Source organism: Stenotrophomonas sp. YJH_SMC_12-1 (genome assembly GCF_059370935.1).
This window is the reverse complement of the sequence record NZ_JCAFUD010000009.1, coordinates 40,036-66,923: the sequence shown is the minus strand read 5'-3', so window position 1 is coordinate 66,923 and position 26,888 is coordinate 40,036. Positions and strand designations below refer to the sequence as shown.

Annotated in this window: 26 protein-coding genes; 18 read left to right on the top strand and 8 right to left on the bottom strand. The window is 67.3% G+C overall.

What is annotated here, in order from left to right:
• Nucleotides 1-2,964 (top strand): TonB-dependent receptor plug domain-containing protein, encoded by a 2,964-nt coding sequence (locus AC5P8Y_RS16820; RefSeq protein ID WP_005410938.1) that lies wholly within the window; start codon nucleotides 1-3, stop codon nucleotides 2,962-2,964.
• A 179-nt stretch (nucleotides 2,965-3,143) separates the two neighbouring features.
• Entirely contained in the window at nucleotides 3,144-3,350 is a 207-nt protein-coding gene (locus AC5P8Y_RS16815; protein ID WP_005410937.1) for a hypothetical protein, read from the top strand.
• A 57-nt stretch (nucleotides 3,351-3,407) separates the two neighbouring features.
• Here AC5P8Y_RS16815 and AC5P8Y_RS16810 read toward each other — a convergent pair whose 3' ends face one another.
• Entirely contained in the window at nucleotides 3,408-4,529 is a 1,122-nt protein-coding gene (locus tag AC5P8Y_RS16810; RefSeq protein ID WP_005410936.1) for an HDOD domain-containing protein, read from the bottom strand.
• Between the two features lie 152 nt (nucleotides 4,530-4,681).
• On the bottom strand, nucleotides 4,682-5,218 hold the full coding sequence (ppa, locus tag AC5P8Y_RS16805) for an inorganic diphosphatase (protein WP_005410935.1): 537 nt from the start codon (nucleotides 5,216-5,218) through the stop codon (nucleotides 4,682-4,684).
• A gap of 184 nt (nucleotides 5,219-5,402) precedes the next feature.
• Here ppa and AC5P8Y_RS16800 point away from each other — a divergent pair, with 184 nt between their 5' ends.
• The 4 genes from AC5P8Y_RS16800 (at nucleotide 5,403) to AC5P8Y_RS16785 (ending at nucleotide 10,608) form a co-directional block, all read left to right on the top strand.
• A complete protein-coding gene (locus AC5P8Y_RS16800) occupies nucleotides 5,403-5,876 on the top strand; it encodes a hypothetical protein (RefSeq protein WP_049396202.1) in 474 nt (157 codons plus the stop codon).
• Between the two features lie 72 nt (nucleotides 5,877-5,948).
• Complete coding sequence (locus AC5P8Y_RS16795) at nucleotides 5,949-6,449, top strand: RNA polymerase sigma factor (protein WP_005410933.1); 501 nt, start codon at nucleotides 5,949-5,951, stop codon at nucleotides 6,447-6,449.
• A gap of 104 nt (nucleotides 6,450-6,553) precedes the next feature.
• A complete protein-coding gene (locus AC5P8Y_RS16790) occupies nucleotides 6,554-7,489 on the top strand; it encodes a FecR family protein (protein WP_049453132.1) in 936 nt (311 codons plus the stop codon).
• A gap of 200 nt (nucleotides 7,490-7,689) precedes the next feature.
• The gene (locus AC5P8Y_RS16785) at nucleotides 7,690-10,608 is read left to right on the top strand and encodes a TonB-dependent receptor (protein ID WP_111108500.1); all 2,919 of its coding nucleotides are present in this window, start codon (nucleotides 7,690-7,692) and stop codon (nucleotides 10,606-10,608) included.
• 150 nt (nucleotides 10,609-10,758) lie between these two features.
• On the opposite strand, the gene AC5P8Y_RS16780 is transcribed toward AC5P8Y_RS16785, so the two are convergent.
• Nucleotides 10,759-11,016, bottom strand: coding sequence for a DUF2789 domain-containing protein (locus AC5P8Y_RS16780; protein ID WP_005410930.1), 258 nt, complete (start codon nucleotides 11,014-11,016; stop codon nucleotides 10,759-10,761).
• A 106-nt stretch (nucleotides 11,017-11,122) separates the two neighbouring features.
• Here AC5P8Y_RS16780 and AC5P8Y_RS16775 point away from each other — a divergent pair, with 106 nt between their 5' ends.
• Genes AC5P8Y_RS16775 through AC5P8Y_RS16755 form a run of 5 tightly spaced genes read left to right on the top strand, consistent with a single transcriptional unit; the run spans nucleotide 11,123 to nucleotide 14,075 of the window.
• Nucleotides 11,123-11,710: a biliverdin-producing heme oxygenase gene (locus tag AC5P8Y_RS16775; RefSeq protein WP_033835623.1), complete on the top strand. Its 588-nt coding sequence runs from the start codon at nucleotides 11,123-11,125 to the stop codon at nucleotides 11,708-11,710.
• A 31-nt stretch (nucleotides 11,711-11,741) separates the two neighbouring features.
• Entirely contained in the window at nucleotides 11,742-12,209 is a 468-nt protein-coding gene (locus AC5P8Y_RS16770; RefSeq protein ID WP_049453128.1) for a YbaN family protein, read from the top strand.
• A complete protein-coding gene (gene exbB / locus AC5P8Y_RS16765) occupies nucleotides 12,196-12,924 on the top strand; it encodes a tonB-system energizer ExbB (RefSeq protein ID WP_049403908.1) in 729 nt (242 codons plus the stop codon). The genes AC5P8Y_RS16770 and exbB overlap by 14 nt, the downstream gene beginning before the upstream one ends.
• A gap of 9 nt (nucleotides 12,925-12,933) precedes the next feature.
• Nucleotides 12,934-13,359, top strand: a complete 426-nt coding sequence (exbD, locus tag AC5P8Y_RS16760; RefSeq protein WP_005410926.1) for a TonB system transport protein ExbD — start codon at nucleotides 12,934-12,936, stop codon at nucleotides 13,357-13,359.
• Nucleotides 13,356-14,075 (top strand): energy transducer TonB, encoded by a 720-nt coding sequence (locus AC5P8Y_RS16755; protein ID WP_231522123.1) that lies wholly within the window; start codon nucleotides 13,356-13,358, stop codon nucleotides 14,073-14,075. The genes exbD and AC5P8Y_RS16755 overlap by 4 nt, the downstream gene beginning before the upstream one ends.
• A gap of 78 nt (nucleotides 14,076-14,153) precedes the next feature.
• Here the strand turns inward: AC5P8Y_RS16755 and AC5P8Y_RS16750 are convergent, their stop codons facing one another.
• On the bottom strand, nucleotides 14,154-16,181 hold the full coding sequence (locus AC5P8Y_RS16750; protein WP_005410924.1) for a sodium-translocating pyrophosphatase: 2,028 nt from the start codon (nucleotides 16,179-16,181) through the stop codon (nucleotides 14,154-14,156).
• A 308-nt stretch (nucleotides 16,182-16,489) separates the two neighbouring features.
• Here AC5P8Y_RS16750 and AC5P8Y_RS16745 point away from each other — a divergent pair, with 308 nt between their 5' ends.
• A complete protein-coding gene (locus AC5P8Y_RS16745) occupies nucleotides 16,490-16,993 on the top strand; it encodes a hypothetical protein (protein ID WP_012481186.1) in 504 nt (167 codons plus the stop codon).
• 73 nt (nucleotides 16,994-17,066) lie between these two features.
• Here the strand turns inward: AC5P8Y_RS16745 and AC5P8Y_RS16740 are convergent, their stop codons facing one another.
• A complete protein-coding gene (locus tag AC5P8Y_RS16740; protein WP_033835619.1) occupies nucleotides 17,067-17,456 on the bottom strand; it encodes a DUF488 domain-containing protein in 390 nt (129 codons plus the stop codon).
• Nucleotides 17,457-17,574: 118 nt separating this feature from the next.
• Complete coding sequence (locus AC5P8Y_RS16735; RefSeq protein WP_005410921.1) at nucleotides 17,575-18,831, bottom strand: 6-phosphofructokinase; 1,257 nt, start codon at nucleotides 18,829-18,831, stop codon at nucleotides 17,575-17,577.
• A gap of 136 nt (nucleotides 18,832-18,967) precedes the next feature.
• Between AC5P8Y_RS16735 and AC5P8Y_RS16730 the strand changes: the two genes are divergently transcribed.
• The 3 genes from AC5P8Y_RS16730 to AC5P8Y_RS16720 all read left to right on the top strand — a co-directional run bounded on the left by AC5P8Y_RS16730 (nucleotide 18,968) and on the right by AC5P8Y_RS16720 (nucleotide 21,800).
• On the top strand, nucleotides 18,968-19,531 hold the full coding sequence (locus AC5P8Y_RS16730) for an adenylate kinase (protein WP_033835617.1): 564 nt from the start codon (nucleotides 18,968-18,970) through the stop codon (nucleotides 19,529-19,531).
• Nucleotides 19,532-19,860: 329 nt separating this feature from the next.
• A complete protein-coding gene (gene mpl, locus AC5P8Y_RS16725; RefSeq protein ID WP_024957120.1) occupies nucleotides 19,861-21,225 on the top strand; it encodes a UDP-N-acetylmuramate:L-alanyl-gamma-D-glutamyl-meso-diaminopimelate ligase in 1,365 nt (454 codons plus the stop codon).
• A complete protein-coding gene (locus AC5P8Y_RS16720) occupies nucleotides 21,222-21,800 on the top strand; it encodes an LON peptidase substrate-binding domain-containing protein (protein WP_012481182.1) in 579 nt (192 codons plus the stop codon). Before mpl ends, AC5P8Y_RS16720 begins: the two co-directional genes overlap by 4 nt.
• Before the next feature lie 149 nt (nucleotides 21,801-21,949).
• On the opposite strand, the gene AC5P8Y_RS16715 is transcribed toward AC5P8Y_RS16720, so the two are convergent.
• Nucleotides 21,950-23,947, bottom strand: a complete 1,998-nt coding sequence (locus AC5P8Y_RS16715) for a bifunctional DedA family/phosphatase PAP2 family protein (RefSeq protein ID WP_033834485.1) — start codon at nucleotides 23,945-23,947, stop codon at nucleotides 21,950-21,952.
• 85 nt (nucleotides 23,948-24,032) lie between these two features.
• On the opposite strand from AC5P8Y_RS16715, the gene AC5P8Y_RS16710 reads away from it, so the two are divergent.
• Together AC5P8Y_RS16710 and AC5P8Y_RS16705 are read left to right on the top strand one after the other, a co-directional pair.
• Nucleotides 24,033-24,695: a serine/threonine-protein kinase gene (locus AC5P8Y_RS16710; protein WP_049403914.1), complete on the top strand. Its 663-nt coding sequence runs from the start codon at nucleotides 24,033-24,035 to the stop codon at nucleotides 24,693-24,695.
• Entirely contained in the window at nucleotides 24,692-25,198 is a 507-nt protein-coding gene (locus AC5P8Y_RS16705) for a DUF2867 domain-containing protein (protein ID WP_033834484.1), read from the top strand. Before AC5P8Y_RS16710 ends, AC5P8Y_RS16705 begins: the two co-directional genes overlap by 4 nt.
• A gap of 51 nt (nucleotides 25,199-25,249) precedes the next feature.
• Here AC5P8Y_RS16705 and AC5P8Y_RS16700 read toward each other — a convergent pair whose 3' ends face one another.
• Nucleotides 25,250-25,933, bottom strand: a complete 684-nt coding sequence (locus tag AC5P8Y_RS16700; RefSeq protein ID WP_049403917.1) for a hypothetical protein — start codon at nucleotides 25,931-25,933, stop codon at nucleotides 25,250-25,252.
• Between the two features lie 108 nt (nucleotides 25,934-26,041).
• On the opposite strand from AC5P8Y_RS16700, the gene AC5P8Y_RS16695 reads away from it, so the two are divergent.
• Entirely contained in the window at nucleotides 26,042-26,860 is an 819-nt protein-coding gene (locus tag AC5P8Y_RS16695; protein WP_005410913.1) for an SDR family oxidoreductase, read from the top strand.
• Nucleotides 26,861-26,888 lie beyond the last annotated feature (28 nt).

The window sequence follows — 26,888 nt, the reverse complement described above, 5'->3', positions numbered from 1 at the left end:
ATGAACGTTCGCACCCCTGCCGTGCGGCTGGGCCTGCTGCCCGCCGGCATCGCGCTGGCGCTGGCACCGGCATTTGCTTCCGCACAGGAAGCCAGTGCCCCGACCACCCTTGATCGCCTGGAAGTCACCGGCTCCCGCATCCGCTCGGTGGATGTGGAAACCTCCCAGCCGGTCCTCACCGTAAGCCATGAGGACATCCAGCGTTCGGGCCTGGTCAGCGTCGGCGACCTGCTGCAGAACCTGTCCGTGGCGGGCACCCAGACCTTCAGCAAGGCGGCCGTGCTGGCGTCCAACCCGGAACAGGGCGGCCAGTACGTCAGCCTGTACAACCTGGGTGAGCAGCGCACGCTGGTGCTGGTCAACGGCAAGCGCTGGAGCACCAGCCTGGCCGGCTTCACCGACATGTCGACCATCCCGACCTCGCTGATCGAGCGCATTGAAGTCCTGAAGGACGGCGCCTCGGCGATCTACGGTTCCGACGCCATCTCCGGCGTGGTCAACATCATCCTGCGCAAGAACTTCGACGGCGCCGAGGCCAGTGCCTACTATGGCCAGAACAGCCACGGCGACGGTTCCAAGACCCAGTACAGCCTGACCCTGGGTGCCAGCGGCGAGCGCTCCTCGATCGTGTTCGGCGCGAACTACATCAAGGAAGATCCGGTGTGGGCCAAGGATCGTGGCCTGACCAAATACTCCTATGGCCAGGGCCACAAGGAAGACGGTCTGAGCCCGGCTGGCCCGTGGGGTCGTTTCACCGATCCGCGTGCCGAAGGCACCGCCGGTGCTGGCGAATACAACAAGGCTGGCAAGTGGGTCCCGAACACCTGGGTGGTCAACCACACCGGTTCCTGGGACACCCCGGTCGGCGTTGGCCAGCCGTCGAACAACTTCAACAACTACCACCTGATTGGTCTGGACGACTACTACAACGCCTCGCAGCAGATGATGCTGAACCAGGGCGCTGAGTCGAAGACCATGTTCACCTCGGCCAGCTACGACATCAACGACAACCTGCGTCTGAAGTCGACGGCGATGTACTCCGAGCGCGATTCCAAGCGCCAGATCGCCGGCTACCCGCTGACCGGCACCTCGCAGCCGCAGTTCCCGGTGGCGATCAGCAAGGACAGCATCTACAACCCGCTGGGCAACTGGGCCAACCCGGGCGCCGGCGTTGACATCGGTGGCTGGGGCCGTCGTATCTTCGAACTGCCGCGCATCACCCAGAACAACGTCAAGTCGCTGCACTTCGACGCGGCCCTGGAAGGCAACTTCGACTTCAACAACCGTCCGTTCGACTGGGATGTGGGCATCAACTACAACCAGTTCGACGTGACCCAGACCAGCTCGGGCAACATCAACCTGCTGGCCCTGAAGAACGCCCTCGGCCCGTCGTTCATCAACGCCAATGGCGTCGCCCAGTGCGGCACCGCTGCCAACCCGATCGCGCTGGGCACCAGCCCGGGCAGCTGCGTTCCGTTCGACCTGCTGGGCGGCGCCAGCGCCGCGACCCCGGATGCGCTGAAGTACATCAACACCCTGCTGAACTCGACCGGCCAGAGCAAGAGCAAGCAGTACTTCGCCAACATCACCGGTTCGCTGTTCGACATGCCGGGCGATGCGGGCGAGTTCGCCTTCGCTGCCGGTTACGAGCATCGCGAAGTGTCGGGCTACGATCACCCGGACGCACTGTCCTCCTCGGGTTACACCACCGAGCTGGCCGCGCAGCCGACCGAAGGCAAGTACAAGACCAACGAGTTCTACCTGGAACTGATGGTGCCGCTGCTGCGTGACCTGCCGGGTGCCAAGGAGCTGTCGCTGGATATCGCCAGCCGCTACTCGGACTACGACAAGTTCGGCAACACGGTCAACAGCAAGTTCAGCGTGACCTGGAAGCCGATCGACGACCTGCTGGTGCGTGCGACCTACGGCGAGGGCTTCCGTGCCCCGACCCTGGACGACACGTTCGGTGGTGGTTCGCAGACCTTCGACAAGTTCACCGATCCGTGTGATGCCGTGTTCGGCCAGCGCAGCAACCCGGCCGTTGCAGCCCGTTGCGGTGCTGAAGGCCTGGCGTCCGACTTCCGTCAGACCGACGCTGCCGGTCGTCCGATCAGTGCCCGTGACACCCAGGGTAACAACCCGTTCAACTCGGGTGTGGGCAACGACAAGCTGCAGCCGGAAACCAGCAAGACCCGCACCGCGGGCCTGGTCTGGAGCCCGAGCTTCGTCAGCGGCCTGAACGTCTCGCTGGACTGGTACAAGATCACTGTCGACAACGTGATCACCGCGCTGTCGGCGAACTACGTGCTGAACCAGTGCTACCAGAACGGTGTGCAGGCCTTCTGTGACCAGTACAGCCGTGGCGACGTCGCCAACGGCCAGCAGGTCACCGGCCTGAGCCGCGGCAACGCGAACCTGGGCTCGCTGGAAACCGAAGGCTACAACTTCGGCGTCCGCTACCGCATGCCGGAATACAGCTTCGGTACCCTGTCGTTCAACCTGGACACCAACTACCTGACCAGCTTCCGTCAGCAGGCCACCAAGGGTGCTGCATGGGATGACTACGCAGGCTACTGGAACTACCCGCGTGTCCGCGGCACCCTGGCCAGCACCTGGACCAAGGGCGACCTGTCGGCCACCTGGACCATGCGTTACTACGGCGGCTTCCGCGACTTCTGCTACGATCAGGAAAATGGCCTGGAGTGCAACCAGCCGGATTACTACACCGAGAACGGTGGCTGGAGCGGTGGCCTGGGTGCCAACAAGAAGGGCGCGATCGTCTATCACGACATCTCGGCCACCTGGCAGGCCCCGTGGAACGGCAGCGTGACCGTCGGTGCCCGTAACGTGTTCGGCAAGACCCCGCCGATCACCTACGCGGTGACCAACGCCAGTGCCGTGCAGCTGGACCCGATGCTGGATTACGACCGCTTCCTGTTCATCCAGTACAACCAGCGCTTCTGATCCATCGAAGCCTGAAGGCAAGACGAGGAGGGCGGGCCGCAAGGCCTGCCCTCTTTGCGTTTGGCAGAGCCGGGTCGGGAAATTCTGAATCGGGCAGTTCAGCGACAAAGGTCACGCTTGTCGCAACTGGACCGCTGGTAGGTTCGCAGAGGTCCATTCCGGACCAAGGAGAGCGCGAAATGAACAACGCGATGCCACGTATGTTTGCCGCTGCAGTTCTCGCCGTCCTGAGCCTGGCCGGCAGTGTGTCGGCCGGTCCGCTGGTGTGTGCCAATGGCCGTTATTGCGCGGAGGTGCGCAGCAACTGCATCAAGGCCGGTGAGGATGCGGCGTACTGCCAGTTCCTGTTCGAGCGCTGCGTGTACGACCACTGCGCGCAGCCCTGATGCAACGAAGGCGCGTCTCTGCGGACGCGCCTTCATCGTGTGGATTGCCGGTGGAGCTCAGGCTTCGCTCGGCGTAAGCCCCATCAGGCTGTTGGCATGTTCGCGCCACTGCGGCAGCTTGTTGAGCACGCCCGCGCGCTGCAGATAGTCCTCATCCACCGGGTCGCCGTTGACCAGCGCCAGGGCCACATGCACCGCACCGGTCACCCAGAAGCTGCGGGTGTTGGCGCGCTGCGGCTGCAGGTGGAATGCCACCGCTTCGATGATCGGCATCGGCAGGCCCCACAGCCCCAGCAGGTAGGCACCGGCTTCGGCATGGCCCGGTCGGGTATCACCGGCCAGCGATGGCTCGGTGCGCTCGTTGCGTACGCCGGGCAGCAGCAGGCCGATGTCGGCCAGCAGTGCCGCGGTTGCGCCCAGTTCGGCACTGGATTCGGGCAGCAGGCGTGCGGCCAGGCGCGAGGCGAGCAGGGCGCGCTGCTGCAGCGAGTTGCGTTCGGCAGTCGACAGCGTCGGCGCCGAGAACACTTCACTGGCCAGCACCAGGTCACGCAGCGTGGCCAGGCCCAGCCGGGTGACCGCAGTACGCAGGTCGGCAATGGTGCGGCCCTGGCTGAAGAATGCCGAGTTCGACAACTGCAGCACCTTGGCGGCGATGGCCGGATCGGCGGCCACCAGCTTGGCCACGTCGGCGCTGTCGGCGTCGTCATCATGCTCCAGCGCCTGGGTCAGGCTCAGGTACAGGTGCGGCGGCGACGGCAGTTTCTCGATGCGGCCGATGGCATCGCGCAGGCGCGGGCTGTCCAGCACTTCGCGCAGCTCTTCCAGGCTGGTCAGCGCTTCCAGCAGTACTTCCGGTGCCAGTGGCAACGGCAGGAAACGGTGAGCGACACCGATCAGGCGTGCCGGCGGCGGCCGGTTGCCATGCTGTGCGTCCACCAGCGCGATGCGGATGGTTTCCGGACGCAGGGTCCTGATCTGGCCGAGCAGCGTGGTGGCATTGAGGTCCGGCAGCTGCGGGCAGACAATCACCGCGTCCACGCCCTGGGTGGCAACCGCGGTCATCGCGGTCTGGCCATCGGTGGCGGTCAGCGGCTGCCAGTCTTCCCCAAGATCGGCAATGAATTCGGTCAGCTCAGCCGGCAGGCTGGCTGCATCCCCAACAAGCAGAATACGCACGACACATTCCCCTGGCTGTCTCGACGATGGATGTCGATGACGTGTGAAGTGACGCAATTTACCTAATACGGCAGCAAGAGTGATGTGCCGTCATCATGAAACGTGACCCGCATCGCTCCGGCAGGGTACCGCCGGAGCGATCCGGTTCAGGCTCAGGCCTTGCTGTCGAGGTGGCGCTGGTGCGCCTCGATCAGGATCTGCTTGGCCTCAGCGGCGCCGCCCCAACCGTCCAGCTTGACCCACTTGCCCTTCTCCAGGTCCTTGTAGTGCTCGAAGAAGTGGCCGATGCGCTCCAGCCAGTGGCTGGACACCTGGGCGATGTCTTCAACGTGGGCGTAGCCACTGAAGATCTTCGAGACCGGCACGGCCAGGATCTTCTCGTCGCTGCCCGCCTCATCGCTCATCTTCAGCACGCCGACCGGACGGCAGCGCACGACCGAGCCCGGCACCAGCGGCAGCGGCAGCACCACCAGCACGTCGGCCGGATCGCCGTCGCCGCACAGGGTGCTCGGCACGTAGCCGTAGTTGCAGGGGTAACGCATCGGGGTGGACAGGATGCGGTCGACGAAGATCGCGCCGGTTTCCTTGTCCACTTCGTACTTCACCGGCTCCGAGTCCTTCGGGATCTCGATGATGACGTTGATTTCTTCCGGCGGGTTCTTGCCGGGCGAGACGAGTTCCAGACCCATGGTCGTGCTCCAGGTGGGGGATATAGACGGATAGCCCCCCATTTTATGCCTTTGCGGGGCGCTGTGCAGAGGGAGGGGCTGACCGCTGCGTGGGGCAGGGACCCACGCGGCAGGCCGGGGTTGGCTGATAGGGCCGGCCGGTGCGGGGGCGTAGGCTGGATCGACCTTGCCAAGGAGTCCGCCGATGAAAGTGTCTGCCCTGCCGTTCGCCCTGTTCTGCATGCTGCTGGTTGCGCCGTTGGCCCAGGCCTCTCCTTACGTCGACCTGATCGACTACCCGCGGCAGGAAGCCAACTGGGACCGCTTCTTTGCCCTGGAGGGACGTCTGCATTACGGGTTCGACGCGATCTGCGGCGATACCTTCTGCGAAGGCGAGTACAGCGATATCCGCGCCCTGCGCCTGCGCTGCTCGGTGGACGCGGTGCGCGGCACGGTGCATGAGTGCCTGTGGGCATTTGCCGCCAGTGACCTGGCTGTGTCGCGGCAAGACGGTGCGATCGTCGCCCGGCAACCGACCTGGCTGTGCCGCCTGCCGCTGGAGCCTGGCACACCGGTGGAAGCCTTCCATGCCGCGCTCGCCGCCCGCAATCCACTGCATGACCCGTTGCCGGGGACCTCGCAGAGCGTCTATGACGGGCTGACCGGGTGCATCCATTGATGCGAACGTGACTGATTCTCATTAACGGAGTAGCATGCGCGGCGCCTTCCGTCTGACGTCCCGGTTCCGCGCATGTCCTCCAATGCCGCCTCCCTCACCGAACTGCTGATCCGCGAGCGGCCTGCGCTGCTGCGCCGGGTGCAGCGCATCCTGGGGGGCGACAACGGCGCAGAGGACGTGATCCAGGCGGTGTGGTTCAAGGCGCGTGGTGTCGATGACAGCCAGGCCATCGACAATCCGCGTGCCTACCTGTACCGGCTGGCCGCCAACCTGGCCACCGACCACGGCCGCGAATCGACCCGGCGCAACCGCCTGCTGGCCGACCACTACCTGTGGGGAGCGGACGAGGTCATCTCGACCGAGGAACAGGCCATGGCCCAGGACGAGCTGCAGCGTGTGCTGGATGCGGCCGGACACCTGCCGGAGCCGACCCGCACCATCTTCCGGCTCAACCGCCTGCAGGGCCTGACCCAGGCCGAGATCGCCCGCCGCCTCGGGGTGTCGGTGACCACCGTCGAGAACCATGTGCGCACCGCGTTGCAACGCCTGGCCTGGGCGCGCAGCGGCCGATGATCGCCCCGGCTTGGGGCTGGCCCTCGCTGAAACGTCTTGATCACTGGACCGTGGATGCGGTCTAGTTCCCCCGCCCGCGCTTGAATGCGCCTGTCCGCCAGCCGATGAGCCCGCCGAACACGCTGCCCGCCGCCAATGACGATGCCCTGGCCGAACAGGCCCGGGGCTGGATTGCGTGGCTGGCCTCGGGTGACATCGGCGAGGGACGCATGCACGAGTTCGAGCGCTGGCTGGCAGAGCCGGGGCACCGCCGGGCCTTCGAGCACGAGCGCACGCTGTGGCGCAGTGTCGGGCCACGCCCGCTGGCCCGGTGTGCCGAACGCCGCCGCCCGCATCGAATGCGCTGGGCGATGGCCGCTGCAGCTGTGCTGGCGATGCTGGTGGCATGGCCGGAGGCCTGGTTGCGGCTGCAGGCCGACCATCGCAGCTCGCACGTCGTGCAGAACGTAACGCTGCCCGATGGCAGCCGCGCAGTGCTGGATGCGGACAGCGCGATCGCCGTGCGCTTCGATGCGCACGCACGCGAGGTCGAGCTCCTGCGCGGGCGCGTCTGGTTCGAGGTCAGCCCGGATGCGCAGCGGCGTTTCAGCGTGCGTGCCGGCAATGGCGTGGTTGAGGACATCTCGACCGCGTTCACCGTCGCGCGTGGCGATGACGGGGTGGAAACCCAGGTCGGGCAGGGCAGGGTGCGTGTGGCCAGCCCGGCCGACGGTGGCTGGACCTATCTGCAGGTGGGCCAGCGCGCCGTCTATGGCGAGCGCAGCGGCGTGACGCGCCTGCAGGATGTGGCGGCCGACAGCGTGGGTGCATGGCGCCAGGGCGAGCTGCTGCTGGAGCAGGCCAGCGTCGCCGACGCCGTGCAATGGGTGGGGCGCTATCGTGCCGGCCCGACGTTCGTGCGCGGAGATCTGTCGCGACTGCCGGCGATCAGTGCGGCGCTGCGCATCGATCGCCCGGAGCAGGCGCTGGATGCGTTGGCGGCGACGGCAGGTCTGCAGGTCACCCGCCTGCCGCTCGGCGTCGCCATCATCCATCAGTAGATCCACGCCATGCGTGAATGATGTTCCCGATGTGCCGGCCACGGTCGGCACCCTCTGCGGCCGCAAATCGCCCTTGGGGTTGCCGTGCGCCCAACCGTCTTACCCCGCGAACGTACCCGCCGCCGCCACGTACGTCGCCGTGTCCGCCTGTGTTGCGGATGACGCCGCGCCTGCGGCACCGATTACCTGACAGGTTCCCCATGTTCGACTCCCATCGTCCGGGCCGCGCGCCGCGCCCGTCCCGCCTGTGCATTGCATTGCTGGCTGCCGGCCTGGCCAGTGCCACGCCATCCGTGCTGGCACAGAACGCCCGTGGCGATCACGCCGCCGTACAGCGCTTCGACATTCCGGCGCAGCCCCTGGACGAGGCGCTGCGCAGCTACATGCGCCAGTCCGGCGTGCAGGTCGTGTATCCGGCCATCCTGGCCCACGGGGTGAGCTCGCGTGCGGTCAATGGCAGCCTGCCGGCCAACGAGGCGCTGCAGCTGGTGCTGCAGGGCAGTGGCCTGGCGGTGCGCCGGGTCAGCGCAGATGCAGTCGCGCTGGAAGCGGCGACGCCGGCGCAGGCCGACAGCGGCGTGATCGTCACCGACACGCTCAGCGTGGCCGGCGACCGCGTCGACAGTGGCGCGACCAGCGACGAGGCGCGCCTGCTCGACAGCTATCGCAGCGTCGGTTCCACCACCACGCTCAACCGCACGCAGCTGGAGCGTTTCCGCGGTACGTCCAACGGCGACATCGTCAAGGGCGTGGCCGGCGTCACTGCCGGTGACCCACGCGTCGGCAATGGTTTCGACGTCAACATCCGCGGCATCCAGGGCCAGGGCCGCGTGCCGGTGATCATCGACGGTGGCCAGTCCAGCATCGATACCTACCGTGGCTATGCCGGTCAATCGCAGCGTACCTACCTCGACCCGGACCTGATTTCCAGCCTGACCATCACCAAGGGCCCGAGCCTGCAGGCCAACGCCTCTGGCGGCATCGGCGGCGTGGTCGAGATGGAGACGCTGAAGATCGGCGACGTGCTGCGCGAAGGGCGCGACTTCGGCTTGCGCGTGCGTGGCGGCCTGGCCAACAACAGCGCCAACAACCTGCCTTCCTACAGTGCCGCGCCGCGCAACGATCGCAGCGCCACCGGCAGTCAGTTCTTCAACGTGGCCGCTGCGGGAAACTGGGACCGCTTCGATCTGGTCGCCGCCTACGCCTACCGCGACAATGGCAACTACTTCTCCGGCAAGCACGGCTACGACGACTTCCCACAGACCCGGCGCACGCTGGCACCGCTGAATCCGCCGCGTACCGAGGTCTTCAATACCTCGGCGCGCTCGAAGTCGGCGCTGCTCAAGGGCACCTGGCGTATCGACGATGCACAGACCCTGGAAGCTGGCTACCGCCGCTACGAAGGCACCGCCGGCGAGATCATGGCCTCGCAGATCATCCGCGTCGATCGCGACCGCGTTCCGCAATGGGATCCGGGCCACGTCGACATGGACAGCTACACCCTGCGCTATCGCTTCAACCCGGACAGCGAGCTGGTCGACCTGCGCGTCAACGCCGCGTACACCGACACCGACAGCGTGATGTACAACAGCCTGACCGGCATCACCCCGTGGTATTTCGATCGTCGTACCGAGTGGTACGACGCGCCCAGCTTCAGTGGTGACCCCGGCTACAAGGATGCCTACCGCAATCCGCTGCGACAGAAGCGCTTCGGACTGGATGCCAGCAACACCTCGAAGTTCGACACACGTGCTGGCGCGTTCACCCTCGACTACGGCCTGTCCTACAGCGACGAAGACATCGCGCCAGGCAGTTCGGGGCCGGTCATGCACGATGACCTGATCAACAACCGCTTCCTGCGCAACGCCGAGCGCAAGGAATACAGCGCCGTGGCCTCGCTGAAGTGGCAGCCCGATGAACACTGGGAACTGCTGGCCGGCGGCCGCTGGAACCGCGTGGATGTGCATGACCGCAACCGCCTGGCCACGCCCGATGCTTATGAGGTGCAGGGCCAGTACCGCTACACCGAACTGCTCAATGGCAACCCGGCGCTGCCGTCGTGGCGGGCCAAGCGCATCGCGCTGCTGAACTGGTATCCGGATGCCAACGGCAACTTCACCCAGGAATCGCTGCTGGCCTCGCCGTACAAGAAGGGCACGGTGGGCGACATCGGTGGCTGGAACTTCTACGACGCCGGCAAGGCGCAGGACCTGGAAGTGCCGGTCAGCTGGACCTGGTCGCAGCCGATCCGCCGTCGCGATAACGCGTTCTCGCCGACCGCCAGCGTGGCCTACCGCTTCAGCGAAGACACCATGGTCTACGTGAAGTACGCCGAAGGCACCAAGCTGCCGAGCCTGTTCGAGACCACGCTGGGCCTGTTCACCGCCGCCAAGCCGGTGGGTGAGTTGAAGCCGGAGCGCGCGCGCAGCTGGGAAATCGGTGCCAGCACCCTCCGCTATGACCTGTTCACTGCCGGCGATCGCCTGGCGCTGAAGCTGGCGTACTTCGATACCCGCATCGACGACCTGATCACCCGTGACTACCGCACGCTGTCGGCGGGCCTGATCCGCAACGTCGACCAGTTCAAGGTCTCGGGCATGGAGTTCCAGTCCAGCTATGACAGCGGCAAGGTATTTGCCGATCTGTCCGCACACTATTACTTCAAGGCCAAGACCTGCGCGCCGGACATCGCCGCCGAGCGCCGTGCCTATGGGGCGCAGCGCAGGAACGGCGAGCTGGCCAACACGCCCGACTGCGTGGACGGCGGCTTCGAGGGCTCGTACACCAATACCCAGAACCCACCGCGCTACATGGTCAACCTGACCCTGGGCTCGCGCCTGTTCGACGAGCGCCTGACCTTCGGCACCCGCGTGGTCCACAACGCCGGCCCGATCAGCAAGCTGGACAAGGACTGGAACGTGGGCCTGTCGGCGATCCAGCAGCTGTACCGGCCAACCACGCTGGTGGACCTGTTCGCCAGCTGGAGCTTCAACGACCAGCTGTCGGTGGAAGCCGGCGTGGACAACCTGACCGACCGCTATTACCTGGACCCGCTGGCCCTGGGCGTGATGCCGGCCCCGGGCCGCACTGCGCGACTGGCGTTGACCTGGAAGTACTGATCGGTCGCGGGTGAGCGGTGGGGCCGGATCCCTTTCCTGCGGAAAGGGCTCTGACCCCAGCGAGCCCCAACCGCCCTCGGTGGGTGCGGACCTTGGTCCGCACCGCTTCTGCCGTGCAATCGACAGCGCCGGGCCACGCCCGGCGTCTATTTACAGCCCGCTCGAAGCCTTTACCGCATCTTCGTGCAGCGACTCGTTCAGCTCATCCACCACCGTGGTCCATGCCGCATCGGCCTGCAGTGATTCGGACAGGAACTGGCGCTGGGCATCGTTCCAGTACGGTGCTTCGACCACTTCGACATCGGTGGCCAGCTGGTGCTCGCGGATGAAGCGGGCGATGCCCTCGGCGCTGGCATCCAGGCCCAGCTGCAGGAACAGGTTGGTCATGCGCGGTTCGGTGGTGATCATCGTCGGTTCCGGATGGACAAGGGGATGGCCCATTATCGGTGTAGACGGCCTTGGGGAAAGCCCCGTGGCAGACGTCTACAGCACGACGACCCCTTGGCATTCCCCCATGAACGCACACATCGCCCCTGAAGAAAGCCGCAGCCTGCGGCTCAAGGCCGCCACCCGCGACAGCCACGGTGCCCTGGACAAGCGCATCATGGCCGGCGACATCTTCGCCGACCGTAGCAATTTCGCCCGTTTCCTGCGCGTGCAGTATCGCTTCCACCGCAGCATCGATGCGCTGTATGCCAACCCTGCGCTGGACGCACTGCTGCCGGACCTGGGCGAGCGCCGCCGCCTGACCCAGGTCGCGCGCGACCTGCAGGACCTGGAGCAGACCCTGCCGGGGGCTGACATCGCGGCGTTGCCGTTCGATCTGGAACTGCCCGCCGCGTTGGGCTGGCTGTACGTGGCTGAAGGCTCCAACCTGGGCGGCACCATTCTGTACAAGATGGCTGCCAAGCTCGGCCTGGACCGTGATTTTGGCGCCCGCCACCTGGCCGCGCATCCGGATGGCGCGGCGCGCCACTGGCGTGAGTTCACCGCGGCGCTGGACGCGGTACCGCTGAGTGCCGAGCAGGAGCAGCAGGTGATCGATGCGGCCGACGCCGCGTTCCGCAGCGTGCACGGCCACGTCGAAGTGGAATTCGCCTGATGCACGGCGCACGCCCACAGGTGCAGCGCTGATGCGCTGGCTCTGGTTCGCGCTGGGCTGGCTGATGGTCGGGCTCGGGGTGATCGGCGCGTTGCTGCCGGTGATGCCGACCACCATCTTCCTGATCCTGGCCGTGGGCTGCTTCGCGCGCAGCTCGCCGAAGTTCGAGCAGCGCCTGCTGGCGCATCCGCGCTACGGCTCGTCGCTGCGGTTGTGGCGCGAGCAGGGCGCGGTATCGCGCAAGGGCAAGGCGTTTGCCAGTGCCGGCATGGCGCTGGGCTTTGCCCTGTTCTGCTGGGGCGCGCACCCGTCCTGGCGCCTGCTGTTGGGCGTGGGCCTGTTCTTCGCGGTCAGCGCCGGCTACGTGCTGAGCCGACCGGCACCGCGGCTGGAACCCCATCCGGTCGTGGAAGTGGACGACGCCAATGATCCGCGCGCGGCCCGTCGTCGCGCAGCGACCCCTGATGCTGATGGAAACCGAGACGATGCTGCCTGCTGACCTGGTCCCCGTGGCCGCCCCCGCATTGACCCCGTGGGGCATGTACCTGGCCGCCGACGTGGTGGTAAAGGCCGTGATGATCGCGCTGGCACTGGCGTCGCTGGCCACCTGGACCATACTGCTGGCCAAGGGTTGGGAACTGACGCGCCAGGCCCGGCAGCTGCGTGCGGCGCGCGCGCTGTTGCTGCAGTCCGCACAGCTGCCGCCGCAGAGCGAAGAGGCAAGCCTGCAGCAGGGCACCGCGCTGGCGATGCTGGACGCAGCACGCACCGAACTGCGTCTGTCGCAGGATCTGGATAGTCGCGACGGCATCAAGGAGCGCATCGCCTCGCGCCTGGACCGCATCGAGCTGGAGACCGCGCGCGTGCAGCGGCGTGGCATCGGTGTGCTCGCCAGCATCGGCGCGGTGGCGCCCTTCGTCGGCCTGTTCGGCACGGTGTGGGGCATCATGAACAGTTTCATCGGCATCGCACACAGCAACACCACCAACCTGGCGGTGGTTGCGCCCGGCATCGCCGAGGCCCTGCTGGCGACCGCACTCGGCCTGGTCGCGGCGATTCCCGCGGTACTGGTCTACAACCATTTCAGCCGCGTGCTGGCCGGCCTGCGGGGCCTGCTCGGCGATCTGTCGGCGGCCGTGCAGCAGCTGGTCTCGCGCGATCTTGATCGTGCCGTGCCGCGTACCGCAGCGGCACCGCTGCGCGCGGTGCACTGAGGCGCGACGATGGCGATCAGGACCGCGTCCGACCGCGACGACGCACCGGAAGAAGCACACGAGATCAACGTCACGCCCTTCATCGACGTGATGCTGGTGCTGCTGATCATCTTCATGGTAGCCGCACCGCTGGCCACCGTATCAGTGCCCGTGCAGCTGCCGGCCAGCAGCGCCAGTGCCACGCCGCCCGAACAGGCGCCGGTGTATGTGACGGTGCAGGCCGATCTGTCGCTGCGCGTGGGCGAGCAGGCGGTGGCGCGTGACGGGCTGGCCGCTGCATTGCAGGCGGCCACCCACGGCGACACCGCGCAGCGCATCTTCCTGCGTGCCGATACCCGCGTGCCTTACGGTGAACTGATGGCGACGCTGGACGCGCTGCGTGGCGCAGGCTACTTGAAGGTGGCACTGGTTGGACTGGAGCAAGGCGCGCGATGAGCGGATTGCGGCGCTGGGCGACCAGCCTGGTGATCGTGCTGCTGGTGCACGCGCTGCTGATCGGCGCGGCCTGCTGGTGGGCGACGCGCGCACCGGTACTGGCTGCGACGGCGCCGCCCGCCGCGCTGATGCTGGAACTGGCACCGATGGCGCAGGCACCGCCGGTGCCGCCGCGCGAGGTCGCCACCGGTCCACTGCAGCAGCAACAGCAGCGGCAGGCGCCGAAGCCGGCCCTGCGCGAGCAACCGAAGGCGCCGGTGCAGCCGCAGGGTGACCTGCCACCGCCGCGTACACCAGAGCCGACGCCCTCGCCGGATGTCGCCGACGCCAATGTCGCGCAGACCAGCGCACCGCCACAGGTGGCCGCTGACGCCGCCGCGCGCTACGCCGCACCGCAGACCACGGCGGGTGAGCGCAGTCGCGCCGAGGCAAGCTGGGAAGGTCGCCTGCTGGGGCACCTGCAGAAGCATCGCCGCTATCCGCGCCAGGCCGAGCGGCTGCGCCAGCAGGGCGTGGTCTACGTGCGCTTTGCCGTGGCCCGCGATGGCGCGGTCTCGGGGTTGAAGCTGGGCCGCAGCAGTGGCTTCGCGCTGCTTGACCAGGAGACGCTGGACACCGTGCAGCGCGCCAGCCCGGTACCGGCGCCGCCGGCCGAAGTGGCCGGCGACCCGGTGGACGTGATGGTGCCGGTGTCGTTCTTCCTGCGCGGGCGGTGATTGACGGTGGGCTCGGATCCCTTTCCCCAGGAAAGGGCTCTGACCCCATCGAGGCCGTCATCCACGCATGGCGTGGATCTACAACAGCGGCACCAGCAGCAGCGCGACGATGTTGATGATCTTGATCAGCGGATTGATCGCCGGGCCGGCCGTGTCCTTGTACGGGTCACCGACGGTATCGCCGGTCACCGCAGCCTTGTGCGCCTCGCTGCCCTTGCCGCCGAAGTGGCCATCTTCGATGTACTTCTTGGCGTTGTCCCAGGCGCCACCGCCGGTGGTCATCGAAATGGCCACGAACAGGCCGGTCACGATCGTGCCGATCAGCAGGCCACCCAGTGCGCGTGGCCCCAGCAGCAGGCCGACCACCACCGGCACCGCCACCGGCAGCAGCGAGGGCACGATCATTTCGCGGATCGCCGAGCGGGTCAGCATGTCCACCGCCTTGTCGTACTGCGGCTTGCCGGTGCCCTGCATGATGCCGGGGATCTCGCGGAACTGGCGACGTACTTCCTCCACCACCGCACCCGCCGCGCGGCCGACCGCTTCCATCGCCATCGCACCGAACAAGTAGGGAATCAGGCCGCCGATCAGCAGGCCGATGATCACCGTGTGGTCGCTGAGGTCGAAGCGGAATTCCTGCCCCGGATGTGCAGCCTGCAGGTTGTGCGTGTAGTCCGCGAACAGCACCAATGCGGCCAGTGCGGCCGAACCGATCGCATAGCCCTTGGTCACCGCCTTGGTGGTGTTGCCAACCGCATCCAGTGGATCGGTGATGTCGCGGATCTCCGAGGGCAGCTCGGCCATCTCGGCAATCCCACCGGCGTTGTCGGTGATCGGCCCGTAGGCATCGAGAGCGACGATCATGCCGGCCATCGACAGCATCGCGGTGGCGGCGATGGCGATGCCGTACAGCCCACCCAGCGCGAACGCGCCCCAGATCGCCGCACACACGGCCACCACCGGCAGCGCGGTGGACTTCATCGAGATGCCGAGGCCGGCGATGATGTTGGTGCCGTGGCCGGTGGTCGAGGCCTGCGCCACGTGCTGCACCGGCTTGTACTGGGTGCCGGTGTAGTACTCGGTGATCCACACGATTAGCCCGGTCAGGACCAGGCCGATCAACGCGCAGCCGTACAGGGCCATCGGCCCGTGCACGTTGTCACCCATCAGGCCGGTAGTGATCGGGTAGAAGGCGATGGCGGCCAGCACGCCGGAGACGATCACGCCCTTGTACAGCGCGCCCATGATCGAGCCGCCAGGCTTCACTTTGACGAACAGCGCGCCGATGATCGAGGCGATGATCGATACGCCGCCCAGCACCAGCGGATACAGCACCGCATTGGCGCCTGCCTCGGCCAGCATCAGGCTGCCCAGCAGCATCGTTGCGATGACGGTCACCGCGTAGGTCTCGAACAGATCGGCGGCCATGCCGGCGCAGTCGCCCACGTTGTCACCCACGTTGTCGGCGATCACCGCCGGGTTGCGCGGGTCGTCCTCGGGAATGCCGGCTTCCACCTTGCCGACCAGATCGGCGCCGACGTCGGCGCCCTTGGTGAAGATGCCACCGCCCAGCCGCGCGAAGATCGAGATCAGCGACGAGCCGAAGGCCAGGCCGACCAGCGCATGCAGCGCCTGTTCCATCGGCAGGCCCATGCGCAGCAGCAGCGCGTAGTAACCGGCCACGCCCAGCAGGCCGAGGCCGACCACCAGCATGCCGGTGATGGCACCGCCGCGGAAGGCGACGTCCATTGCGGCGCTGATGCCGTGGCGTGCAGCTTCGGCAGTGCGCACGTTGGCGCGTACCGACACGTTCATGCCGATGTAGCCGGCCGCGCCGGATAGTACCGCGCCGACCGCGAAGCCGATCGCGGTGTACCAGCTGAGGAACACACCGACCAGCACGAACAGCACCACACCGGCCACGCCAATGGTCAGGTACTGGCGGTTGAGATAGGCACGCGCACCTTCCTGGATCGCCGTGGCGATCGCGATCATGCGTTCATTGCCGGTGGGTTGGCGCAGGATCCAGCGCGCCGAGACGATTCCGAACAGGATCGCGAGAATGGCGCAGCCCAGCGCCAGTGACAGCCCGTGACGTTCCAGCATTAGACCCCTCCGCAGAATGGATGTAGGCATCCAGTGGCGATGAACGGCACCACGAGGGGGACGACGGGCTGCAGCCTGGAACCAACCCGTACCGACCTTGGCGGTCGTCCGACGTATGGCGGTGTTCAGCATTCCCTGGTGCCCGCAGTATGCGTGCCGCGCACTGTAGAGTCGAGCCGTGCTCGACTGGCTTCTGCGAGCCGCAGCGCATGCCGCCAGTCAATGGGCTTGATTCGAGAGCCACCGGCCTTTGCACCCCGTTAAGCCAGCCTCTGCAAGCCTGCGTGGAGTCCTGAAGGAGATCCCCCATGCGCCTGTCCCTGTTGATGCTTGCCGCCCTGGTCCCGGCTGTACCGGCGCTCGCCGCGGAAACCCCGGAGCTACAGCGCGCCGTGGGCGCTCCGCAGGCGGTAGGGGCGGTGCATACGCTGCGGCAGATCCCCGAGGCCTGTGCGCGCCTGGAAGGCGCCTTCACCGGGCAGGCGGCCGAGCCGTACCGCTTCTCTGCGGTGCGTACGAGCGAACAATGCCAGCCACGCGCGCGCTTCGTCGACTACGCCAAGGCGCAGCCAAGTGCCGACAAGGGCTGGAAGCTCAATGATGTGATCCGCGTGCCCAGCGCCGCGTGCCCGGCGCAGCAGGCGGTGGTGCGCGTGTGGCGGCTGCCGTCGACCAACAAGGTGGAGCTGGACGGTCAGGGCCAGTCACGCATCTATCTGGAAGAGGCCAGGAAGCAGGCCGCTGCCGGCCAGATTCCGCAGGTAACGATGTTCGCCGCGCAGCTGCAGGTGGAAGGCAAGGCCTGCAATTGAATTTTGCGTGGGCGGTGTACCCACGCGGTCATCCACGGGTAGTGCCGGCCGCTGGCCGGCAACCCTGCAATCATCACTCCGCCAGCGTCGCCCCGCGCGCCACCAGCAGCTCGCGCAAAGCCCTGCGATGGCAGTGCGCCTCATCCTCGCAGTAGCACCCCACGCTGATGTCGTTGTGCTGCGACAGTGCGGCAAGCAGGTCCAGTGCATGGGCGGCATCGGGCGCTTTCATCTCGGCCTTGTAGTGGCGGAAGAACGCGGTCCAGTCGGCGGCCGTCTTCGCCTCATGCGCCCGCTTCACCAGTTCCGCGCTGGGTGACAGGGTCGGGAACCAGACGTCGTACCAGTCCTGTTGGGCGAACTCGCTGCGCGGCACGCCGCGCGGCGGCCGCCGCACGGTGCCGATGCGCAGGCCCTCGCCAGGCACGCGCGGCGTACCGAGTCGAACAACACGCAATGCCATGGTGTGCCTCCACTAAAAGGGGACGGAGGGGATTAAGTCGCATCCGACCCACTACTGACGCTGTTGGAGATGACAGAGGGGCGTATGCGACTTAATCCCCTCCGTCCCCTTTTTCGGGTCAGCCCTCGAACGGCGGCAGCTTCTGCTTCACCGCCACGTTCTTCAGGGTGACGTACTTCGGCAGGCCGTCGGCGCCATACGGCAGCGGTGCTTCGCCCTTGATCAGCGGCGACAGGTAGGCCCGCGCCCTGGCGGTGATGCCGAAGCCGTCGCGGCGGATGAAGCCGGCGGGCATCTTCTTTTCATGGTTGGCGATCTTCGACAGTGGCGCCGCCTCGATCTTCCAGCGATAGGGCGCATCGCTGCTGCGCACGATCACCGGCATCACGCCGTTCTGGCCCTTCAGCGCCAGCTGCACGGCGGCCTTGCCGACCGCCTGCGCCTGCTCCCAGTCGGTCCTGCTGGCCAGGTGCCGGGCCGAGCGCTGCAGGTAGTCGGGCAGCGCCCAGTGCACCTTCAGGCCCAGCTGGTCCTTGACCCGGCCGGCAAGGTGCGCGGCCACGCCACCCAGCTGCGAGTGGCCGAACGAGTCCTTGCCGCCGCCAGCGTCAGCGACGAAGCGGCCATCGGCGGTGGCGATGCCCTCCGACGCCACCACCACGCAGTAGCCGACGCGCTCGACCACGGCCTTCACCTTGGCCAGGAACGCCGCCTCGTCATAGGCGCGTTCGGGCAGCAGGATGATGTGCGGCGCTTCGTCATCGCCGTTGCCGGCAAGGCCGGCGGCCGCGGCCAGCCAGCCGGCGTGGCGGCCCATCGCCTCGTAGATGAAGACGCGGGTGGAGGTCTCGGCCATCGCCGCCACGTCCAGTGCCGCTTCCCGCACCGACACCGCGGTGTACTTGGCCGCCGAGCCGAAGCCGGGGCAGGTGTCGGTCACTGCCAGGTCGTTGTCGATGGTCTTGGGCACGCCGATGCAGGTCAGGTCGTAGCCGGAGGCCTTGGCCAGCTGCGAGACCTTCAGCGCGGTATCGGCCGAGTCATTGCCGCCGTTGTAGAGGAACCAGCGCACGTCGTGCGCGCGCAGCACCTCCAGCAGGCGGTCGTAGCGGGCGCGGTCGGCGTCCAGCGATTTCAGCTTGACCCGGCAGGAGCCGAAGGCGCCGCCCGGGGTATGGGCGAGGGCGCGGATGGCCGCAGCGCTCTCCTTGCTGGTGTCGATCAGTTCCTCGCGCAGCGCGCCGAGGATGCCGTTGCGCGCGGCCAGGACCTTGATGCCCTTGGCCCGGGCCTGCTCGATCACTGCCGCCGCCGTGGCGTTGATGACCGCGGTGACACCACCGGATTGGGCGTAGAGGAGAGTACCGTTGCGCATGCGTCTACCTGCTCGGGGGAAAGGACATTGCAGGGACATTACCCGGATGCGGTAAAGTGGCGCTATTGCGGTGCAGCGATACCGGTCCGTCCGGGACGCGAACCTTCTTTGTTTTCAACACGTTGGAGTCAGGTCAATGCGATTGGTTCTGTTGGGACCGCCCGGTTCGGGCAAGGGGACACAGGCGACGCGCCTGAAGGAAAAGCTGGGGATCGCCCACATTTCGACCGGTGACATGCTGCGCGCGGAAATCGCCGCGGGCACGGAGCTGGGCAAGCAGGCCAAGACGGTGATGGATGCCGGCAACCTGGTGTCGGATGACATCCTGCTGGGCATGCTGGAGTCGCGCCTGACCCAGCCCGATGTCGCCAAGGGCTTCATTCTTGATGGCTACCCGCGCAATGTGGCCCAGGCCAATGCGATGGACGGCCTGCTGGCCAAGATCGGCCAGCCGCTGGATGCCGTGGTGCAGCTGGACGTGGCCACCGAGCTGCTGGTCGAGCGCATCGCCGGTCGTGCCAAGGAACAGGGCCGCGCCGACGACACGCCGGACGCGGTGCGCCAGCGCCTGCAGGTCTACAACGACCAGACCGCCCCGGTGGTCGACTTCTACGCCGGCCGTGGCACCCTGGCCCGCGTCGATGGCGTCGGTGAGCTGGACGAGATCGAAGCCCGCATCCTGGCGGCGATCAAGGGTTGATCCGGCGGGGCCGGTCTGTTGCCGGCCCTTCGGGCGCAAAAAAACACAGGCCTGGTCCGTGAGGATCAGGCCTGTGTCGTTTGACAGGCGCCAGCGAAGGGCTTGCTCAGGGCCCCGCAGCATGAGCTCCCTTGGGGATGGCCTCTTGGGGAGTAGGACCGGTTCGGGTACTGCGGCTGGCAGTTCGAATTGTGTCCGGGTTCACAGAACATCGCTATCGGGAATTCCCTGACAGGTGATTGGAGTTTTCTCACATCCCGTGTAGGACTTGTCTTACCCGGGGGCGGACATTGGCCCTATACAGCCGTCATCGGTCACAATCCTCGGTCATGAGCAGCGTACATATCCTTGCAATCGCCGGCACCTTCATGGGCGGCGTGGCCGCCCTGGCGCGGGAACTGGGCCATACGGTCAGCGGCAGCGACCAGGCCATCTATCCGCCGATGTCGACCCAGCTCGAGCAGCTGGGCATCGCCCTGGACCAAGGCTACCGCGCCGACAGCGTGCCGGCCGGCACCGATGACGTGGTGATCGGCAACGCCCTCTCGCGCGGCAATGCCGCCGTTGAGGCCGTGCTCGACGCCGGCCAGCGCTACATTTCGGGAGCGCAATGGCTGTCCGAACAGGTACTGCCGGGTCGCGACACCCTGGCCGTGGCAGGTACCCATGGCAAGACCACCACCACCACCATCCTCACCTGGCTGCTGGAAAGCGCCGGTCGTTCGCCCGGTTTCCTGATCGGCGGCGTCGCCGAGGATTTCGGCGTCTCCGCCCGGCTGGGCCAGGGCCGCGAGTTCGTGGTCGAGGCCGACGAGTACGACACCGCGTTCTTCGACAAGCGCAGCAAGTTCGTGCACTACCGGCCGCTGGTGGCCATCCTCAACAACCTTGAATACGACCACGCCGACATCTTCCCGGACGTGGCCGCGATCCAGCGCCAGTTCCACCACCTGGTGCGCACGGTGCCGGCGCGTGGCCGACTGATCGTCAATGGCGAGGACCCGCATCTGGCCGAAGTGCTGGCGATGGGCTGCTGGACCCCGGTCGAGCGCTTCGGCTTCGACCCGTCGCTGGAATGGCATGCCGAGCTGCTGGCCGCCGATGGCAGCGCCTTCCGCGTACACCACCGCGGGCAGGCAATGGGCGATGTGCACTGGTCGTTGCTGGGCCGCCACAACGTGCTCAACGGCCTGGCTGCGCTGGCTGCCGCACATGCGGTGGGCGTGGCGCCGGCCGACGTGATTCCTGCGCTGGCGCGCTTCCGCAGCGTCAAGCGCCGCATGGAAGTGATCGGCCGCCATGACGGCATCACCATCTACGACGATTTCGCCCATCACCCGACCGCGATCGCCACCACGCTGGAAGGCCTGCGTGCCAAGGTGGGTGACGCGCGCATCGTGGTCGCGATGGAGCCGCGCAGCAATTCGATGCGGCTGGGCGCTCACGCGCAGGCGCTGGCCCCGTCGCTGGCGTTGGCTGACGAGGTGGTGTTCCTGCATCGCCCGGAACTGGCCTGGGATGCGGCCGCGGTGATCGCCGCAGTGCGAGGCGAAGCGCACGCGGTGCCCGATACCGACGCGCTGCTGGCGCAGTTGCAGGCCAGCGCGCGCAGCGGCGACCACGTGGTGTTCATGTCCAATGGGGGCTTCGACGGCGCACCGCGCCGCTTCCTCGCCGCGCTGCAGGCCCGATGAGCAGCGACACATCACTGCCGCTGTTTCCGCTGCACACCACGCTGGTGCCGGGTGCAGCGGTCGGCCTGCGCGTGTTCGAGCGGCGTTACCTGGATCTGGTCCGCGACAGCGGCCGCAGTGGCGAGGGCTTCGGTGTCTGCCTGATCCTCGACGGCCAGGAAGTGGGAGCCCCGGCGACACCGGCAGCGTATGGCGTGCAGGTACGCATCGAAGACTTCGATGTCGGCGCCGACGGTGTGCTGCAGTTGCGCCTGCGAGGCACCCGCCGCTTCCATGTCGAGCGCACCCGCGTACGCGACAACGGCCTGGTGGTGGCCGACGTGCGCTGGTGCGACGAAGACCCCGACGATGAGCTGCGGCCGCAGCATGCGCTGCTGGCCACGGTGCTGGGGCACATCATCGAGCAGGCCGGTGAGGCCTATGCGCCGGCCAATCCGGCGTTGCTGGACCAGGCCAGCTGGGTTGGCTGGCGGCTGGCCGAACTGCTGCCGCTGAGCGAGCAGCAGCGCCTGCAGCTGCTGCAGATGGACGACCCGCACCAGCGGTTGCAGCAGTTGCTGGGCTGGATGCCGTAGCAGCCTGCCTCGGGTGGGTGTGCACCTTGGTGCACACGCTGATGCATGCGGGGAATGTCATCCACGCATGGCGTGGATCTACTCCGCCGGGCATGGTTCGGCGCTACCTGTCGTGTTCCGGCAGCGCCGGGTCATGCCCGGCGGCCTCCTCAGGGCGTTGTCGTCTTCAACCGCAGCACCGGCAACCCGGTTTCGCTGTGCACGTCCTCGCGCTGCGGCAGGCCCTGCACGGCGTCCTTCACCGCGTTCAACGCCGGGTCGACGCCACGCAGCGGGTGCCACATGCCGATCCATTCGAAGTGGCGTTCGTAACGCAGGGTCTGTGCACTGCCCAGCCACAGCGGCGTGTTGCCCGCCTGCAGCTGCGCGGGTGCCGGCCACAGGCGCAGCACATAGCGTTCGTCCGGCTTCGCACCCTGGCGCACCATCAGCAGTGCTTCCACGCGGGTGTCCAGCGTGGCCGGCAGCACCGGCAGTTCATCGGCGCCGGTGTTCTTGTCCAGCATCAGCAGCGCCTGCTGCCAGCCTGCCTGTTCCTGCCGCTTCCAGCCACGCGCTTCCAGCTGCGCCTGCAGCGGTGCCAATGGCCCGGCCACCTGCACGTCCAGCGGCCAGCGCTGGTCGTCGTCGAACTCGTTGCGGCGCGCCGGCAGCGTGGCCCAGTCGTGCTGCCACCAGGCCTGCATGTCCATCGCCTGCGGGGCCGGCAGGGTCGGTTCGAAGCGTTCCAGCTTCACCGGGATGTTGCGCGGTGCGTACCACATCGCCGCCACGGCGAAGACGCCGTAGAACAGCCAGGCCACCGGCTTCACCCAGAACGAGCGGTTGAAGCGGCGGCGATAGGCGATGCCCAGCACCAGCAGCCAGAACGTGCCGAACAGCATGCCGCCGATCACGTCGCTCAGCCAATGCGCGCCCAGGTACAGGCGCGAGAAGCCGATCAGGCTGACCACGATGCCCGAGACCAGGTACGGCCAGACGCGGGTGCGGCCGGGCATCTCGCGTGCGATCAGCACCGCGAAGAAGCCGAAGGTGATGGTGGCCATGGTCACCGACACCGACGGGAAGCCGAAGCCGCTGCTGGCGTCGATCGGGCGCACCACATCCACGGTGGCGCCCAGCAGCATGGTCAGCGCCAGGCCGAAGGCCAGTGCCGCCAGCCAGTGAGCAGCGGCCATCCAGCGTCGGCGCCAGATCAGATAGCCCATCGCCGCGGCGGTGGCTGGCAGCAGGACCTGCCAGGCCCCGAGCGACGCCAGCGCAGCCATCGGGTAGTCGGCCAGCGGATTGCGCAGCGCCAGCATGGCCTGGTGCACCAGCAGGTCGATCGCCAGCGGCTCGCCGTGTGCGACCACCACGGTCAACAGCGCGAACCAGCCCCAGCCCAGCAGGAGCAGCATCAGCGCCAGCATCGCCAGCGGCACCGATTCGCGCCGCTTCGGGTCCAGCACGCCAACGGTGTAGCGGCCCAGCGTCGGGTGGCGGTTGGACCAGTCCAGCAGGCGTGCCAGCCAGTTGTCCATGCGTGCGGCCGACCAGCGGTAGCCGTACAGCACGATGGCCCAGACCAGGCCAAGGATCACTGCCAGCAGGCCGACCACCACCACCAGCCGCCCGGCCACAGCAGCCACCGCGTCGTACGCTTCGCCGAGGATCCAGCCCGGCGCCAGGAACAGCACCGCCCAGGAAATGCTGGCGATGCCGCTGGCCTGCACGTAGCGGCTGGCGGGCATCTTCATCATGCCGGCGATGGCCGGCACGAACGGGCGGATCGCGCCGACGTAGCGTGCCACCAGGATGCTCTTGAAGGCATTGCGGCGGAACAGGTTTTCGCCCCGGTCGAGCAGCTGCGGGTAACGGCTGAACGGCCACACGCCACGCAGGCGGTCGCCCCAGCGGCGGCCGATCCAGTAACTGATGCCATCGCCGGCAAACGCACCCAATGCCGCAGCCGCCACCGCGTACGGCCCGGAGATCTGGCCCAGGCCAATGAACACGCCCACCGCGAACAGCAGTGGCAGTGCCGGCACGATGGCGCCAAGAATGATGACCGCATCGCAGAAGGCGATGAGGAAGATAACGGCGCCCGCCAGCACGGGGTGAGCGGCAATCCACGCGAGCGTGGCGTCGATCCATGAAGAGTCCATTGCCCGATTATAGGGGCGTGAAGGTGACTGGTTCCCAGCCGCTTCGTGACCGTTTGCAACCGGCGCCATCGCCTAGAATGGAGTCATGCCGCATACGCCAGACGCTCCCCACCGTGCTTTGAAGGCCGACAGTTTCGGCCGGATCCTTCTGGTTGAAGGGCCCGATGGCCCGTTCGTACGCCGCGATCTGGGGGCCACGCCGCTGTGGCTGCGGTTGCCCGCGTGGTGGCTTGCACGTCGCGAAGCACGCGCGCTGCGCCATATCCATGGCATGGCCGATGTGCCGCAGCTGCTGGCCTGGGATGGCCGCCACCTCGACCGCAGCTTCATGGCCGGCGATGCCATGTACCAGCGTCCGCCGCGCGGCGATCTGGCCTGGTTCCGCGCCGCGCGTCGCCTGCTGCAGCAGCTGCATCGCAATGGCGTGGCCCACAACGACCTGGCCAAGGAAGCCAACTGGCTGGTCACTGAAGATGGGCGACCGGCGCTGATCGACTTCCAGCTGGCGGTGATCGGCAACCCGCGCTCGCGCTGGATGCGGCTGCTGGCCCGCGAGGACCTGCGCCACCTGCTCAAGCACAAGCGCATGTACTGCCGCGAATCACTCACCCCGGTGGAGAAGCGCGTGCTCAAGCGCACCTCGTGGGTGCGCGAACTGTGGTTCGCCACCGGCAAGCCGGTCTACCGCTTCGTCACCCGCCGCATCCTGCACTGGGAAGACAACGAGGGGCAGGGACCGAAGCCGTGAGTGCATCGCAGGTGATGAGCGCGCCGCCGAGCGCGGGCAGCGTGCTGCGAACTCAGCTGCCCGGTGCGGATTTCGTGCATGCGTGCCATGCGACCACCCGTCGTGATGGGCGCTCGGCCTTGCAGGCCTATCGCGACATGGCCGCGAGCATTCCCGGTTGGTTCGATGGTCTGATGGCGCTGCGCAACCAAGGCATGCGCCTGCTTGGGATGAAGCACCTTGGCTCATTGCGTGCGGTGCAGGACACCGACGATCCGGCTGCCGGCCAGCGGCTGGGCATCTTCACCCTGCAGTCGCTGGATGACGATGCCATCGTGCTGGAAGACGATGATCGCCACCTGCGCGTACAGCTGGCCCTGCAATGGCAGGGCGATGCGCTGGAAGTGGTGACGGTGGTGCATACGCATAACGCATTCGGGCGCCTCTACATGCTGCCGGTCGCGCCCGTGCACAGGTTGATCGTGCCGCATCTGCTGCAGAAGCAGGTGCAGGCGTACCGATGATTCGACACTGCGCTCGCCGGGCCATGCCCGGCGACACGCGGCGTTTCCGGGTTACGGCGTCGCCGGCACCACCTGCTGGCCGATGAAGTTGCGCTTGGCATCGAAGTCATAGGCGATCTGCAGCTGGCCCACGTCCGGGCAGGCGTGGCAGTCGCGCAGCGGTGTGCGGTACAGCAGGCGGATCCCGCCGCCCTCCAGCGGTGTCGCTCCGGCCGATTGCGCCGGCGCGAACGGCGTGGCCTGCGGGTTGGCCTTCAACAGCTCCTGCACGGCCGGGTCGGCACGCAGCGTGTTGTCCAGCTGTACGGCATCCACATCGATGCGCTTGCCGCTGGCGTCGACCAGGCGGGTGCCTTCGTTGGTGTTGGCCCGGAAGGGATACTCGACCGTGGCAATGCCCAGCCCCTCGTTCTCATGCCAGGCGGTGACATACGCCAGTTCCCCGGCGCTGGACAGTTGCTCGGCCGCGGTGATCGCCTCGGCGCTTGCTCCCCCCGCTCGCATCGCATCGCGCAGGCAATCCCGGGTGGCGGCATTCTCGCCCTGGCGGCATGCGTTCAGATCGCCATCCCAGACCACGGCCTCGCTCCAGCGCATCTTGCCGTCGGCGGCGGCCTTCTCCGCGCTGGGCGCGTCACCGGCGGGTGGCTCCTTGCCGGGTTCCGGCGAACGGCCCTGGCAGGCAGTCAGCAGGGCAAGCCCCAAGGCAGGCAGCAACAGGCGGGAACGGCGCATGGCGTGGACCTCGTGCGTTGGCTGGAGGCCCGAGTATCGTCAAGGCCGGGTGAACTCCGCGTCGGCGCGGCATACTAGGGGCTCATTGCATACGCTGGAGTGTGGAACGTGGGCAGTCTGCAGGGCAAAACGCTTTTCATCACCGGAGCCTCGCGTGGGATCGGCCTGGCCATCGCACTGCGCGCTGCGCGCGACGGCGCCAACGTGGCCATTGCGGCCAAGTCGTCGGTGCCGAATCCGAAGCTGCCGGGCACCATCCATACCGCGGCTGAAGCGGTGACGGCGGCAGGCGGGCAGGGCCTGGCCCTGAAGTGCGACATCCGCGAGGAAGAGCAGGTGCACGCGGCGGTTGCGGCCACGGTCGATACCTTCGGCGGCATCGACATCCTGGTCAACAACGCCAGCGCGATCTGGCTGCGCGGTACGCTGGATACGCCGATGAAGCGTTTCGACCTGATGCAGCAGGTCAATGCGCGCGGCAGTTTCCTGTGCGCGCAGGCCTGCCTGCCGTACCTGCTGCAGGCGCCGAATCCGCACATCCTCACCCTTGCACCGCCGCCCAGCCTGGAGCCGAAGTGGTGGGCACCGCATACCGGCTACACGCTGGCGAAGATGGGCATGAGCTTCGTTACCCTGGGCCTGGCCGCGGAATTCGGCCCGCAGGGCGTGGCGGTGAATGCGCTGTGGCCGCGCACGGTCATCGCCACCGATGCGATCAACATGATCCCGGGCGTGGATGCGGCCGGCTGCCGCACGCCGCAGATCATGGCTGATGCCGCGCATGCGGTGCTGGTACGCGAAGCGGCGGGCTTCCATGGCCAGTTCCTGATCGACGATGACGTGCTGGCGCAGGCGGGTATCACCGATCTTTCGGGCTACGCAGTGGATCCATCGCGTCCGTTGCTGCCGGATCTGTTCCTGGATTGATCGTACGTCGCCGGAAGAGGCCGAGGGC